11 protein-coding genes are annotated in these 15,814 nt (G+C 48.2%); 4 read left to right on the top strand and 7 right to left on the bottom strand.

Annotation, left to right across the window (positions count from 1 at the left end; translation table 11 throughout):
• Nucleotides 1-172: 172 nt before the first annotated feature.
• The 5 genes from serS to lrp all read right to left on the bottom strand — a co-directional run bounded on the left by serS (nt 173) and on the right by lrp (nt 7,203).
• On the bottom strand, nt 173-1,471 hold the full coding sequence (serS, locus tag J3U76_RS13480; RefSeq protein WP_208006489.1) for a serine--tRNA ligase: 1,299 nt from the start codon (nt 1,469-1,471) through the stop codon (nt 173-175).
• A gap of 119 nt (nt 1,472-1,590) precedes the next feature.
• Nucleotides 1,591-2,919: a replication-associated recombination protein A gene (locus J3U76_RS13475; protein ID WP_208006488.1), complete on the bottom strand. Its 1,329-nt coding sequence runs from the start codon at nt 2,917-2,919 to the stop codon at nt 1,591-1,593.
• A 347-nt stretch (nt 2,920-3,266) separates the two neighbouring features.
• Entirely contained in the window at nt 3,267-3,875 is a 609-nt protein-coding gene (gene lolA, locus J3U76_RS13470) for an outer membrane lipoprotein periplasmic chaperone LolA (RefSeq protein ID WP_208006487.1), read from the bottom strand.
• Entirely contained in the window at nt 3,876-6,491 is a 2,616-nt protein-coding gene (locus tag J3U76_RS13465) for a DNA translocase FtsK (RefSeq protein WP_279382294.1), read from the bottom strand. It lies immediately after the preceding gene.
• Nucleotides 6,492-6,687: 196 nt separating this feature from the next.
• Nucleotides 6,688-7,203 carry a leucine-responsive transcriptional regulator Lrp gene (gene lrp, locus J3U76_RS13460; protein ID WP_481130288.1) on the bottom strand — a complete coding sequence of 172 codons (516 nt, stop codon included), beginning with the start codon at nt 7,201-7,203 and terminating at the stop codon, nt 6,688-6,690.
• Between the two features lie 533 nt (nt 7,204-7,736).
• Here lrp and trxB point away from each other — a divergent pair.
• Nucleotides 7,737-8,690: a thioredoxin-disulfide reductase gene (gene trxB / locus J3U76_RS13455; RefSeq protein WP_208006486.1), complete on the top strand. Its 954-nt coding sequence runs from the start codon at nt 7,737-7,739 to the stop codon at nt 8,688-8,690.
• A gap of 107 nt (nt 8,691-8,797) precedes the next feature.
• On the opposite strand, the gene dauA is transcribed toward trxB, so the two are convergent.
• Entirely contained in the window at nt 8,798-10,528 is a 1,731-nt protein-coding gene (dauA, locus tag J3U76_RS13450) for a C4-dicarboxylic acid transporter DauA (protein ID WP_208006485.1), read from the bottom strand.
• A 133-nt stretch (nt 10,529-10,661) separates the two neighbouring features.
• On the opposite strand from dauA, the gene aat reads away from it, so the two are divergent.
• The 3 genes from aat (at nt 10,662) to infA (ending at nt 12,360) form a co-directional block, all read left to right on the top strand.
• Nucleotides 10,662-11,366 (top strand): leucyl/phenylalanyl-tRNA--protein transferase, encoded by a 705-nt coding sequence (gene aat, locus J3U76_RS13445; protein ID WP_208006484.1) that lies wholly within the window; start codon nt 10,662-10,664, stop codon nt 11,364-11,366.
• Nucleotides 11,351-12,046 carry an arginyltransferase gene (locus J3U76_RS13440; RefSeq protein WP_208006513.1) on the top strand — a complete coding sequence of 232 codons (696 nt, stop codon included), beginning with the start codon at nt 11,351-11,353 and terminating at the stop codon, nt 12,044-12,046. The genes aat and J3U76_RS13440 overlap by 16 nt, the downstream gene beginning before the upstream one ends.
• 95 nt (nt 12,047-12,141) lie before the next feature.
• A complete protein-coding gene (infA, locus tag J3U76_RS13435) occupies nt 12,142-12,360 on the top strand; it encodes a translation initiation factor IF-1 (protein WP_208006483.1) in 219 nt (72 codons plus the stop codon).
• A 1,193-nt stretch (nt 12,361-13,553) separates the two neighbouring features.
• Here the strand turns inward: infA and clpA are convergent.
• The gene (gene clpA / locus J3U76_RS13430; protein ID WP_208006482.1) at nt 13,554-15,809 is read right to left on the bottom strand and encodes an ATP-dependent Clp protease ATP-binding subunit ClpA; all 2,256 of its coding nucleotides are present in this window, start codon (nt 15,807-15,809) and stop codon (nt 13,554-13,556) included.
• Nucleotides 15,810-15,814 lie beyond the last annotated feature (5 nt).

Genomic DNA, 15,814 nt, shown 5'->3' with positions numbered 1-15,814 from the left:
AATGATCGGCCGTAAAAAAGTCATACTATGAGGCTAATAGCCGCCTCCTTGTTAAGAGGGTCAAGCTGACAGCGCTGTGCTCTACGTAAAAAGCCGCAGCTCGGCAACCTTAAGTTGCTGAACTGCGGCTTTATTGCCTACAGAGATGGCTTTTATGGGGGAGCGTTAAACCTTAACCAATAACGGTTTGGCCACCCATATAAGGCTGCAAGATCTCTGGCACGGCAATGCGACCATCTGCTAGCTGATAGTTTTCTAACACTGCTACTAAGGTGCGCCCTACTGCCAAGCCTGAGCCATTTAAGGTATGCAGCAATTGTGGCTTACCGTCACCACCGCGCACTCGGGCTTGCATACGGCGCGCCTGAAAATCACCACAGTTCGATACCGATGAAATTTCACGGTACGTATCTTGTGCGGGCAACCAGACTTCTAGATCGTAGGTTTTAGCTGCGCCAAAACCCATATCACCGGTGCATAGCGCCATCACACGATACGGCAGCTTTAATCCTTGCAGTACTTTTTCGGCATGCCCCACCATTTCCTCTAAGGTGTCCCACGAAGTATCAGGGTGAACTAGCTGCACCATTTCAACTTTATCAAACTGGTGCATACGCACTAAGCCGCGGGTATCACGGCCGTAAGAGCCTGCTTCTGAGCGAAAACAAGGCGAGTGCGCAGTCAGTTTCATTGGCAAATTAGCGGCGTCAAAAATTTCGTCACGCCCGATATTGGTTAATGGCACTTCAGCGGTGGGGATCAACGAAAAGCCACGAGTTTTACCGGCTTCGTCACCTTCGCCCTCAATGGCGGTATGAAATAAGTCGGCAGAAAATTTCGGCAATTGACCGGTGCCATACAAGCTGTCACTGTTCACCAAATACGGGACATAGCATTCGGTGTAACCGTGCTCAAGAGTATGCAAATCTAGCATATATTGTGCTAATGCACGGTGCATACGCGCAATTTGTCCTTGCATGATCACAAAGCGTGAACCTGAGACTTTTACTGCACCTTTAAAATCAAGGCCTGCTAGCGCTTCACCTAAAGCCACATGATCTTTAGGCTCAAAATCAAACGCCGTTGGCTCCCCCCAATCACGCACTAATTGGTTATCGTCTTCATTTTTGCCCACTGGCACAGATTCATGAGGCAAGTTTGGAATGGCCGCGCTAAAGGCTTCAATGTCGTTAAGCAAGGTATCTAGCTCTGCTTTACAACCATCTAACTCATCATTAATTTGTGAGACTGCGGCTTTAAGCGGTGCAATATCTTCACCATTACGCGCCGCCATACCAATGGCTTTAGAGCGGGCATTACGCTCTGCTTGTAATTCTTGAGTGCGGGACTGTAACGACTTGCGCTGCTCTTCAAGGCGGTTAAATAAAGTGATGTCGAGTGTAAAACCGCGGCTGGCAAGCTTGGCCGCTGTGTCGGCAATATCGCCGCGCAAGTATTTAGAATCCAGCATGAGTTACCTTATTAAATGCACTAGTGTGCCTGCGTGCAGCACGCACAGTTGAAGTCAGTAAATGAATGACAAGTTTAACAGCCGCCCGACCTAGAGCCAACCAAGCGGCCTGTGATTGGTTATGATTTTTTAGCTTCTTGGTCAAGATTGTCCAAATATGCAAGCTTGGCTTTTACTTTTTGCTCAAAACCTCGCTCATTTGGCTGATAATAACGCCGCCCAGCCAAAGCCTCGGGTAAATAAGTTTCGCCCGCCGCATAAGCGCCCGGCTCATGATGGGCATAACGGTATTCGTGGCCATGCCCCATCTCTTTCATCAGCTTAGTGGGCGCATTACGCAAATGCATGGGCACGTCGTAATCGGGGAGTTCGCGGGCTTCTTTTAAGGCGGTGTTCCAGGCGGTATATAAGGCGTTACTTTTTGGGGCACAGGCCAAATAAACAATGGCTTGCGCAATAGCGCGCTCCCCTTCCGCCGGCCCTACACGGGTAAAACAGTCCCACGCGGTTAAGGCCACATCCATGGCTTTCGGATCCGCTAACCCTATATCTTCTGAGGCAATGGCTAATAAACGCCGAGCAATATACAAAGGATCGCAGCCCGCACTGATCATGCGAGCATACCAATATAAACCGGCATCGGGATTAGAGCCGCGAATCGACTTATGAATAGCCGAAATCAGGTCATAATAAATATCGCCTTGATTATCAAATCGCGCTAGCCGCTCACCGGTTACCTCAGCCAACAGGGGCAAATTAATATGACGTACATCGCCCTGCACCTCGGCCATATCAGCCAGCAATTCAAGGTAGTTGAGGGCTTTGCGACCATCGCCATCCACTAACTCAGCCAAGGCTCGTTGTACTCCCTCGGCCAGCTCGATATTGTGTCCTGCCAAGCCTCGCTCATCGTTCAACGCTTGGCTTATCATCTGCTCAATATCTTGCGTATCTAGGCATTTAAGTAAATACACCCGCGCTCGAGATAATAAGGCGTTGTTCAGCTCAAAAGAGGGGTTTTCGGTTGTGGCACCAATAAAAGTTACTGTGCCATCTTCTATATGAGGTAAAAAGGCGTCTTGCTGAGACTTGTTAAAGCGGTGTACTTCGTCTACAAATAAAATGGTACGTCGCCCCGCAAGCTTATGCTCGCGCGCACGTTCTATGGCCGCTCGAATCTCTTTCACACCCGAAGTGACCGCCGATACGCGCTCTATTTGCGCGTCACAATACTGACCAATCAGCTCCGCCAACGTGGTCTTGCCGGTGCCGGGTGGCCCCCACAAGATCATAGAATGACAGTGCCCCGCTTCAAGCGCTCGGCGCAGCGGTTTATCGGGCCCTAAAATATGTGCTTGCCCTAGATATTGACCTAACTGCTGTGGCCGCATACGGGCAGCCAGTGGCCGAAAGTCATCTTGTTCAAAGTCGAGACTCAAGGTGCTCATGTCATTTCATCTCCACGATCTATACGAAGCAGAGCAGCTTCAGATTAGAGTTCAGAGGCAACTGGGTAAGCTCCCCAGACACGCTTCAAGTACCTCCTTGTAACGCTCAACACATAACATCCCTGTTATGTGACGGTCTGCTGAGGCTATTCCAGCAGCCCCCTCCTTATCACCGGAGCTGTAGGTGAGCTACCCTCTAGATAATTCCGATGTGGCTGGGAAGACTGAATGCACATCTTACGTAGACCATCAGACGTGAGTTGAGACCTGCCCTCTGCCCTATTTTATGTTTGGTTTGGCACCGTTTTTTTTCTGATAGCTTACAGCTTATCGCTGACCGCTTTCTTTTACCGTTGATCATCTATCATCACGCCTGCGGGTGGCGTAAAGGTGAAGCTGCTGGCGTTAACTTTAGGCGCGGTATTGACATTGTTGAGTGTAAATTCACTGCGCTGGCCGCCCGACTCCAACACACTAAAACGCTGAATACGGTTGTTATCATCAAAGCTCAGGCTAAATTGACTGATTAACTCGCTGGGATCTTTACTGGTCACCACATAGGCATCGCCCTTTTGCGCCACTTCGTAGTGCTGCCACCGCGAATCATCGTCCCCTGCAATCAGCAAAAACGGCGTATTTTGAATGGCTTCTTCTAGCGGCGCTATACTAACCTGCTCGACAAAAGGGTCATACATCCACACACTTTGCCCATCAGACACAATGTCACTTTCATCGGGCGTAAGCGTATGCCATCGAAAACGATCCGGGCGCGCCAGTGCCATAGTACCAGTGGCGTTTTGCATCGGCTCACCAAGTTCATCAAACACTTGTTGACTAAATTCAGCAGAAAACTGCTTAAAAGAAGACAATTTTTGCTGTAGTTCAGCCCGTGCATCAGCGAGTGCCGTGGCACTCACTGACCATAATAAAATACTTAGTGCGGCTGCTTTTTTCATTTAATTTCGCTCCCTAACGGGTGGAGGTGCTAAGACTTCACGTTGGCCGCTGCCCATTGGCTCACTGACAATGCCTTGTCTTTCCATTTGCTCTATAAGTCGAGCGGCGCGGTTGTACCCTACTTTAAGCTGACGTTGCACCCCAGAGATAGAGCCTCGACGCGTCTCTACGACAAAAGCGACCGCTTCATCGTATAAAGCGTCATTTTCTTGGTCGCCGCCTTCAGGGACCTCGCCGGGTAACAGCCCCTCGGCGCCTACATCGCCACTGAGTATATCTTCGATATAATCGGGCTCGCCGCGCTCTTTCCAAGCTGCCACTACTTTGTGTACTTCATGATCATCAACAAAAGCCCCGTGTACTCGAGTGGGCGCACTTTCGCCAGCGGGCACATATAACATGTCCCCCATCCCCAGTAGTGACTCGGCCCCTTGTTGGTCTAAAATGGTGCGAGAGTCAATTTTACTGGAGACCTGAAACGACATACGAGTGGGAATATTGGCTTTAATTAAGCCGGTAATCACATCTACCGACGGGCGTTGCGTGGCCAAAATAAGGTGAATACCTGCTGCTCGGGCTTTTTGTGCAATACGCGCAATCAGCTCTTCAACTTTTTTACCCACAATCATCATCATATCGGCAAATTCATCAATCACCACCACAATATTCGGCAGTTTTTCTAACGCAGGTGGCGCGGTATCCATTGACTGAGTAGGGTCCCACAGCGGATCGCGTATTGGGTCACCGGCATCCATGGCTTCCTGTATTTTGGTGTTATAGCCTTGCAGGTTACGCACCCCCACCGCAGACAATAACTTATAACGCCGCTCCATTTCGCCAACACACCAGCGCAGGGCATTAGCGGCATCTTTCATGTCGGTCACTACTTCAGTCAGCAAGTGCGGAATACCCTCATATACCGATAATTCCAGCATTTTCGGGTCAATCATAATAAAGCGCACTTCTTCAGGTGTCGCCTTATACAGCATGGACAAGATCATCACGTTCACGCCCACTGATTTACCCGAGCCCGTGGTACCCGCCACTAATACGTGAGGCATTTTGCCCAAATTTACAATCACAGGCTCACCAGCAATGTCTTGCCCCAACACCATCGTAAGCGGATGCTTACTCTCTTCAAAGGCTGGGCTGTCCATCACTTCACGCAAATATACCGTATCGCGGCGAGTATTAGGCAGCTCTAAGCCAATGTAGGGCTTACCTGGGATCACCTCAACCACGCGTACACTAATGGCCGATAAAGAGCGGGCTAAGTCACGATCGAGTCGGCTGATTTTGCTCACTTTAATACCCGGTGCTAGATCTAGCTCAAAGCGGGTGATCACCGGCCCCGGATACACACCCACCACATTAGCTTGCACATTATAATCAGCTAATTTGGCTTCCACTAAACGGGCAATACGGTCTAACTCTTCTTCACTAACCGTATGTTGGCGCGGCTTAGGTGGGTCTAATAACTCAACTGAAGGCATAGGTAATAGCTGACCTTTACGAGGCGCGGGCCGAGCCGGCGCTGGGGCTTGTGGCGCAGCAGTCGAGGTATTGGCCTCCTCAGCGTCTTCTTTCAACCAAGGCAAATCAAGATCCTCTTCTGCTTCACCCATTGCCCAGTCATTAGCATCATCGATGCTGGTGATGGGGGCATCAGCCTCCTCTACTGCTCCTATTGTTGGCTCTTTACGTGCAGGAGCAGCCTTGCGAGGAGGCGGTTGTTTCTTTTGTAATTTAGGTCTTTGCTCACTTTGCTCTGGCAGTGGGGCTAATAAGGGGTCTTCTTCCTCACTCAAGGTGGAGGCATTGGACCCAAGGGCAGCCACAGGCTCATCATCATTGGACCGAGTTAAACGGTCTTTAAATCGACGCCAGCCCGAGAATCCAGTTTCAGGTACGTCTGTTTCTGCTGCTTGTGCTTGTTGAGTGTTCGCACTGGCTAATGCAGGAGCTCGCTCTTGTTCATTAGGCGAGAACGTCTTCATCTGCCAGTTAGCAAGACGTTGAGGCAAGCTGCCAATCCAGCTAGGGGCAGTTAACGCCCCCGCTCCTAAGCGCTCCACTATCAATAACCAAGACCAGCCAGTCATAAAGGTGACACCGGTGGCAAAGGCACACAATAATAGAAGTGTACTGCCTAACGTACCCACTATCGGCTCTAGAGCAGAAACCAGCATGTCACCGATAAGGCCACCGGATGAGAAATAATAAATGTTCCCCACATTCATGCTGGCGAGCCCTTGTAAGCTCAGCAATAGCATTAAAAAGCCAATAATGCGCAGGCTTAGCGTTAGGTAACAAATATCATTTAAGGCACGTGGCCGCCACAAGGCCCCCCAGCCGACTAACACCATTAATAACGGCATTAAATAAGCAGAAAAGCCAAACACAAACAGTAAAATGTCTGCCAGCCAAGCGCCTGCAGGCCCGGCAGCATTGCGAATGTCGCCTCCCCACGCAGTTTGTGACCAGCCCGGATCTGAGGGGTGATAAGACACCAATGACAGCATCATAAACACGGCCACCAAAATAATGGTGATCAGTCCGGCTTCAAACAGACGCTGTAAACCAGACATGGGAGTAAACAGCTTTTTCTCCGCCAAACGCCCGCTCCTTACTTATTAAATGAAGTGATGTAATAATATTTGTAGCCATGAATACATAGCAGCGCCTAAACTGCGACAAAAGAAGTCGCCTAAGACTCAAACGACAAACGAGCGGCCGGAGCCGCTCGCTAAAATAAGAATAAGGTACTCACGCTCAGTATAAAAATACCAGAGCCGGAGCCATTAGCACAGCCTAACGGGTATTTATTACCAGACGATTGCTCTGCTTCACCTCTTCCATAACCACGTAAGTACGAGTGTCATTCACACCCGGTAGGCGTAATAAGGTTTCGCCAAGCAGCTTACGATAAGCGGACATATCGGCCACCCGCGTTTTTAGCAAATAGTCGAAATCACCTGACACTAAATGGCACTCTTGAATTTCTTCTAGTTGTTGCACCGCATCATTAAACTCATCAAATACATCTGGGGTACCGCGATTGAGCGTAATCTCAACAAATACCAGCAGTGATGCATCCAAAAACTGAGGGTTAAGAATAGCAGTATAGCCTTCAATATACCCTTGGCGCTCTAAGCGACGTACCCGCTCTAAGCAAGGAGTCGGACTCAGTCCCACCCGCTTTGATAACTCTACGTTGGAAACTCGGCCGTCTTGCTGCAATTCATTGAGTATATTACGATCAATTCGATCTAGGTCTTTGCTTGGTCTGCTATTCATATCCAACACTTCATCCATCCTTTGACTCATTATCGATACTTTCCACTGTGAATATTAAACCTATATGGCATAAAAACATATGCAAGTGCAATAGCGATATTAGACTAAATACATACTTTCGCTTTGCCTCGCCATAGTGCTAACAGCAGAAAGCAAATAAATACACACAAAAATCGATTATCTATACAGCTTTATTGTACACACCTTAACACGCCCACATACAAACCGATAGCATATCCGTTTGATATTGATACTAATGCATCATTATATATAATTTTGAGCTCTATTACTGGGCATTTACGCCGCAAAAGAGACAACTTGCAGTGTTTAACACGGCAGACACAAATAGCAACTATTACACTTCATCTGCATAATCTCCACTTTTTGAGCTGGCGAGAAGGCTGATCTTTGCCATATTCTGTTAGTGCCAGCAAACGGCTTACCTGGCCAGCTTTTACTCAGCCAAAGGCAAGCTCATCTTGTTGTTGGGCTTTATTACCAACTGGCTATCCCCTACAATCAGGCTCACTTTTATCTGCCTACTGTCAAGGTTGGAGCCATTAATGAGCGAAGCAAAACACGCCAAACTGCTAATTCTAGGATCAGGTCCTGCGGGATACACAGCCGCCGTTTATGCGGCGCGCGCTAATCTTAACCCTGTATTAGTGACGGGAATTCAACAAGGTGGTCAGTTAACCACCACCACAGACGTAGAAAACTGGCCAGGGGATGCCGAAGGGCTAACAGGCCCGGCCTTAATGGAGCGCATGCAAGCCCACGCCGAGCGTTTTGAAACCGAGATTTTGTTTGATCACATAAACAGTGTTGATCTAACACAACGCCCTTTCCGTCTTAGTGGCGATAGCGGTCAATACAGCTGTGACGCCCTGATCATCGCCACCGGTGCCTCTGCTAAATACTTAGGTTTACCGTCTGAAGAAGCCTTTCAAGGGCGCGGCGTATCAGCTTGTGCCACCTGTGACGGTTTTTTCTATCGTAACCAAAAAGTGGCCGTTATTGGCGGCGGTAATACCGCCGTTGAAGAAGCCTTATATCTGTCAAACATTGCCAGCGAAGTGCACCTAGTACACAGACGTGACGAGTTTCGCTCCGAGAAAATATTACTCGACCGCCTAATGGACAAGGTCAACAATGGTAATATTGTGCTGCACACTCATCGCACATTAGAAGAAGTGCTGGGTGATGATATGGGCGTGACCGGTGTACGCTTAAAAGATACCCAAAGCGATGCCACCGAAGAGTTGGCGTTAATGGGCGTTTTTGTTGCCATTGGTCACCAACCCAACACCAGCATGTTTGTTGACCAGCTCGACATGGATAATGGCTATATTAAGGTGCAGTCGGGTTTGCAAGGTAATGCTACCCAAACCAGCATTGAAGGCGTATTTGCCGCCGGTGACGTGATGGACCACACGTACCGCCAAGCCATTACCTCAGCGGGTACCGGTTGTATGGCCGCCTTAGATGCCGAGCGTTATTTAGACGGCTTAAAATAAGCTGAAAACGAGCAGTAAAACGGCGCTGTTCAAAACAGCGCCGTTTTTTTATCTAACTGGCAACCATAGACTCGCCCACACCGACAATCTTCGCAGCTATGTAGCGCCTAGCGTGCGCGACTGCTCACTTGCTCTAATGCCGCTTGTAGCGTCGGATAAAACGAGAGCTCATTGTCAATCGGGGCCATATTGGCACGAGCCAAGGTTCTCTGCGGCTGAAGTTGTAAATCTGCCACTACCACCTCTATGTTTTTTTGCTGGCACTGCTCGATAAAGCGGCTTAATGCCGACTGCCCCCCCGCATCCAAAATAGACACGGCATCCATATATAAAATCACCCCTTCTTGCTGCTTACACCAACTCGATAATTCACTAAATGCCCGATCGGCGGCAGCAAAAAACAAAGGTCCATTAATTTTAAACACCGACCAGCCTTTAGGCAGAGGCGTACTTTGTAATCGTTGACTGCCTGATATATCAGAAACTTTTGTCATTTCTGCAATATCACGTACAAATAACACTGCCGCCACTAAAATCCCCGTGGTAATGGCCAGCACCATATCAAATAAAATAGTCAGCGAGAAACAGGTTAAAAATACCAGTATATCCCCCACAGGAGCGGTTTTAAGTAACTTCACCGCCTTATGGGCTTCACTCATATTCCAAGCGACAACCATTAATAATGCCGCCATAGCGGGCATGGGCAAATAAGCCAATAATGGCGCCAGCAAAACTAAGGCGGCCAACACAACCAGCGCATGCACCATGCCTGATACCGGCGACTCGGCCCCTGCTTTTACGTTAGCAGCCGAGCGGGCAATTGCGGCGGTAGCAGTAATACCACCAAAAAATGGCGTAATAATATTACCAATACCTTGGCCTAATAACTCACTATTGGCACTGTGACGTTTCCCCGTCATGCCATCCAGCACCACAGCACATAATAAAGACTCAATGGCACCCAGCATGGCAATGGCAAAGGCCGCCGGCAATAAAGCGCTAAACAATGACCAGTCCAGCGTCAGTTCCCCCCCATTAGGGCCAGGCTGTAGCCAAGGCCATACCCACTCGGGTAACACAGGTGGTATGCCTTGGCCTGTGCTGCCATCGGGTAATAAATAGCTAAACTGACTGCTAATGGTGGCAATATCTGTGCCTTGAGCATTCAGTAACCAAGTAAGGGTACTGGCTATTAATACTGCCGGTAAATGCGCAGGCACTCCCGTCTTTAATTTAGGCCAACTCAGCATAATGGCTAAGGTTAATAAGGCAATCAGCACACTTGGCCAGTAAAGATCAGGCACAGCACTCGCCAGCGCCGCGACTTTGCCCACATAATGCTCGGGCAGATGGGTTAACTCTAACCCTAAAAAATCTTTAATTTGTAAGGTGGCAATCACCACCCCAATACCACCAGTAAAACCTAAGGTAACCGACTCGGGAATATATTCAATTAAGCGCCCCAAGCGTACTAAGGCCATACCAATTAGCAATATTCCCGACATAACGCTTGCGAGTAACAGACCCCCCAAACCATATTGCTGAGCAATAGGATATAAAATCACCACAAAAGCTGCGGTGGGCCCTGAAATACTAAAGCGAGAGCCCCCAGTAAGGGCAATAATAAAACCACCAATAATGGCGGTATATAAGCCATATTGTGGCGCCACGCCGCTGGCAATCGCCAACGCCATAGCAAGAGGAATAGCGATAATGCCAACCGTGATCCCCGCCAGCACATCTTTTATTAACCGTTGGCGGCCGTAACGCTCTTTAAAGCAACTCTCCCGCAGCGCATAACCAATACGCAACGAGAACAAGTGCGCTCGATGTGGCATCTTCCTCTCCCATATTTATAATACTGTTTATTATCTCTTTGATTATATGCTGATTAATTATTCATTCAATCAATGTTAATATTCACCTTTAGTCTAGTAGTCTAGTGAAACGAAAAGGGCGATATAACTGATTATGCTGACCTTACTTGATCATACACTCAGGTTTCCGCCGCCCGCTAAAGCATTACAAGACCCAGAAGGCTTATTGGCCGTGGGGGGCGACTTAAGCCCACAGCGATTACTGCTAGCTTATCAAATGGGGATATTTCCCTGGTTTGAGCAAGATCAACCCATACTATGGTGGTCGCCTAACCCCCGTGCTGTTATTGAGCCAGATAAGCTACACGTTAGCCGCAGTTTGGCAAAACTAGCTCGGCAAAACCGCTATCAAGTCACCATTAATACCGCCTTTGAGCAGGTTATTCATGCTTGTCGCTCGTTAAGAGAGTACAAAGAAGGCACCTGGATTACCCAAGAGATTGAACAAGCCTATTGCCAATTGCACCAGCAAGGTCATGCTCACTCGGTGGAAGTTTGGCAAGAAGAGCGCTTAGTGGCCGGCTTATATGGTATTAATTTAGGCAGCATATTTTGCGGTGAGTCTATGTTTCATCAAGTAGATAACGGCTCTAAGCTTGCTATGCTCGCTCTATGCCAGCATTTTAAGCGCGTTGGTGGCCAATTAATTGATTGTCAGTTACCGAATCCGCACTTAATGAGCCTAGGCGTTACCACATGGCCCCGTACGCGTTTTCTGTATACACTTAAACAATGCCAACAAGAGCAGCTTACCCCCAAGTGCTGGCAACCAGGTGAATTAATATTATGCGAGAAGTAAATCTTAACGTGGGTCTAACGCCTAAGCATAACTGCAGCTACCTAAGGGGGCAGCAAGAGCAATTACTTGTTTTGCTCGATAAAGATCGGCTCACTCCACAAGGATATGAAGAGTTACTGAGTGCAGGCTTTCGTCGCAGCGGTGGCGATATTTACCGCCCCCATTGCCAAGGCTGTAGCGCCTGTCAGTCTTTGCGCGTCGACGTGGCCGCTTTTACCCCAAGCCGTAGCCAAAAACGCATATTACGACTTAATCGAGATATACAGATCACTCAGAGTCATCAAAAAAAGCCCGCATACTTTGAGTTATACCGTCGTTATATTAATCAGCGCCATCAAGACGGCAGCATGTATCCGGCAAATCGCGAGCAATACGATCATTTTTTAATCTGCCCTTGGTTACCCGCTCTTTTTATTGAGTTTTGGCTCGAACAACAACTCATTGGAGTAGCCGTTACAGATGCGCTTGAACAATCTTTAAGTGCCATGTATACCTTCTACGAACCCACACTGGCTGATCGTTCATTGGGGACTTTTGCCATTTTGAGCCAAGTGATCATGGCCAAAGAACAAAACAAAAAATGGCTTTATCTTGGATATCAGGTAGATGAATGCCAAAAAATGAACTATAAACAACACTTCCGCCCTCACCAACGATTTATCGCTAAGCATTGGCAATGAAAAAGGCGATGATAAACTGGGCAAAACTTTACACTTAAGGCGAAATACGGCATGATCGCTGCCGCTTTTATTGCCTGCGCTAACAAGAGGATTCAATGGCTAAAGAAGACAATATTGAAATGCAAGGGACCATTTTGGATACCCTTCCGAACACCATGTTCCGCGTTGAACTAGAAAATGGCCACGTGGTAACGGCTCACATCTCTGGAAAAATGCGTAAAAACTACATTCGCATCCTAACCGGCGATAAAGTGACCGTGCAGCTGACCCCTTACGATTTGTCGAAAGGCCGCATCGTCTTCCGCGCGCGTTAATACGCACGCCAGTCACCCAGCAAAAAAGCAGCAATAGCAACCGCCATTGCTCTTTTTTGCTGGGTGCTTTTCGTTAAATAGAGCGCTGTCTTCAGACCGCCATACGCGTTACGCCGAGCGCTATACGAAAAAGCCAAACCGGTGCCTTCTTTAACGTATGACGTACAGCGTTAGACGTATAGCTTAATCAGGTGATTAGGGATTGGTGAGTAGGGAATAGAGGGGCCGTCATTGCGAGGAGTGTAGCGACGCGGCAATCCATTTAACAGGGGACAAGGGATAGGTGAATAGGGAATAGGGAATAGGGAATAGGGAATAGTAACTGACAGACAAGCGCGGTGTTCTAATCACGAATCCCTCATCACCGCTCCCTGCTTTACATTCCTGGATTGCTTCGTACCTCGCAATGACCCTCTGGGTTTTCTGTAGTTCCACGCTTTAGCTGTGGATTCTGTGAAGCAGAAAGGCTTTTTCTTTAACTGACAGCTGAAAGCTGACCGCTGATAGCTCCCCGAAGGGCTTTTAAACAGCCGTACGCGGTACGAACAACCCGTGTTTTCTGCTCTTATCTTTTGTAGATACTCTGTTGGGCGTCAAGGTTTTGTACTACATTGTTATGCGGCCCTTATTTCGTCTTTGCGAGCGTAGCGCGGCAATCCATTTCGAAAGAAAGCGCTACATCTAACGCTGACCACTTTACGTTAAAGAAAAACTACGATTTTGTTTTTTTCGTCAGGCGCTCAGCGTAAAGCGTACGGCTGCTTGTTAGATGGATTGCCGCGTCGTTGCACTCCTCGCAATGACCAAAGGACGTCGCTCTGGCTTTTCGTAGGGGCGAATTTATTCGCACAAAAAGGGTAGCGCCCGGCGCCAAGCACCAAAGACCAGTCAGTCTGGGGGGGCTTTGACGTAAGGCGGTCAGCGTAAAACGTACCGCGCTCTTTTGGTCTAATGAATTCGCTCCTACACACGGGTGTTTAGTACGCGTTACGCCGACCGCTATACGAAAAAGCCAAACCGGTGCCTTCTTTAACGTATGACGTACAGCGTTAGGCGTATAGCCTTATTTTGATTTAACTGACCGCTGATAGCTCCCCGAAGGGGCGCCGGGCGCTCGGCGCTATATTTCAGACATAAAAATGCCCAGCTTGATTACAAGCCGGGCAAGTTATTAATGATTGATTAACACGCTATTAGTGCGCTAACGAGGCTTCTGACTGATAATCAAAATGCAGCTTGTCTGCTTTTAATGTCACCTTAACCGAGCCACCACTTACCAACTCACCAAATAACAACTCGTTGGCCAGCGGCTTTTTCAGCTGCTCTTGAATTACTCGGCCCATAGGGCGCGCGCCCATCGATTTATCATAGCCTTGTTCAGCTAACCAATGCCGAGCTGGCTCACTGACCTCCATTGACACGCCTTTCGCATCTAACTGCGCTTGCAACTCCGCAATAAACTTATCTACCACACGATGGATCACCTCCATCTCTAAGTTATTAAACCAAATAATATGGTCTAAACGGTTGCGAAACTCAGGTGAAAAGGTCCGGTTAATTTCAACCATGGCGTCTGGGCTATGATCTTGTTGCTGAAAACCAATCGACTGGCGTACTGTTTCTTGCACCCCAGCATTGGTGGTCATCACTAAAATCACGTTACGAAAATCCGCCTTGCGCCCATTGTTATCGGTGAGGGTACCGTTATCCATCACCTGTAATAACAAATTAAACACATCTGGGTGCGCTTTTTCTATTTCATCCAATAGCACCACACAATGAGGCTGTTTAATAACAGCATCGGTTAGCAAACCGCCTTGATCGAACCCCACATAGCCAGGTGGTGCACCAATTAAGCGCGATACCGTATGAGACTCCATATACTCAGACATATCAAAACGCACCAGCTCTATGCCCAGTACCCGCGCTAATTGCTGAGTGACCTCGGTTTTACCTACCCCTGTGGGGCCGGCAAACAAGAAAGAGCCAATAGGTCGGTTTTCGTTGCCCAAACCAGAGCGGCTTAAACGAATGGCATCGGTTAACACTTCAATGGATTTATCTTGACCGAACACCACCATTTTTAGCTTAGATTCCATAGTTTTAAGCGCATCTTTATCTGAGCTAGACACGGATTTCTCTGGAATGCGCGCAATTTTAGAGATAATGGCTTCAATATCCCCGACCCCTATAGTTTTTTTGCGCTTAGAAGGCGGCATCATACGAATTTTTGCGCCAGCCTCATCAATCACATCAATGGCTTTATCTGGCAACTGACGGTCATTAATGTATTTAGCAGACAATTCAGCAGCGGCCTTAATAGCCGGTGCGGTATAGCGCACATCGTGGTGAGCTTCATACCGGCTTTTAAGACCCATTAATATTTTAGCGGTCTCGGCCACTGAGGGCTCTGCAATATCAATTTTCTGAAAGCGTCGAGCCAGCGCGCGATCTTTCTCAAAAATTTGGCTGTATTCTTGGTAGGTAGTTGAGCCAGCACAGCGAATTTGCCCACTAGACAGCATGGGCTTTAACAGGTTTGCCGCGTCTAACTGACCGCCAGAGGCTGCACCGGCACCTATAATGGTGTGGATCTCATCAATAAAGAGAATCGCGCCCTTTTGCTTTTCAAGCTGTTTAAGCAAAGCTTTAAAGCGTTTTTCAAAGTCACCTCGATATTTGGTGCCCGCCAATAAGGCGCCCATATCTAGCGAGTAGATAATATTATCGGCCATTATCTCTGGCACATCTTCATTCACAATGCGATATGCCAAGCCCTCAGCAATGGCGGTTTTACCGACCCCGGCTTCACCGACCAATAAGGGATTATTCTTACGACGACGGCACAGCACTTGAATCGCACGGTTCACTTCATGCTCGCGACCAATCAAAGGGTCGATACTGCCTTCTTTCACCTTTTGATTAAGGTTGATCACAAAGCCTTCCGTTTGACCCTGTAAGGTTTCGTCACCACTCTCTTCTTGCTGAGTAGCTGAAGACTCTTCTTGCTCGGCGTCTTTACGCACCCCATGAGACAAAAAGTTAACCACGTCTAAGCGACTAATTGGGATTTTCTTCAGTAAATATGCCGCTTGCGATTCTTGCTCACTAAAAATGGCCACTAATACGTTAGCGCCGGTGACCTCTGCATTGCCTGAAGACTGTACATGAAATACAGCACGCTGCAGCACGCGCTGAAAACCCAAGGTAGGCTGAGTTTCAGCTTCATCATCTCCTGCGGGCAACAGGGGTGTGGTTTGCTCAATAAACAGTTTAATTTCTTTGCTTAACTGCTCAAGATCACCACCACAAGCAACCAGTGCTTCTGTAGCGGCAGGGTTATTCAACAACGCGAGTAGCAGGTGCTCCACCGTCATGAACTCGTGGCGAGCACGGCGAGCTTCGTTAAACGCCTCATTTAGCGTGCTCTCAAGATCTTTGTTCAACATAGGCA

It is taken from the genome of Oceanisphaera pacifica (genome assembly GCF_017498065.1).
GTDB classification, from domain to species: domain Bacteria; phylum Pseudomonadota; class Gammaproteobacteria; order Enterobacterales; family Aeromonadaceae; genus Oceanimonas; species Oceanimonas pacifica.
The sequence above is the reverse complement of the archived record's forward strand: the minus strand, read 5'-3'. Positions and strand labels throughout refer to the sequence as shown.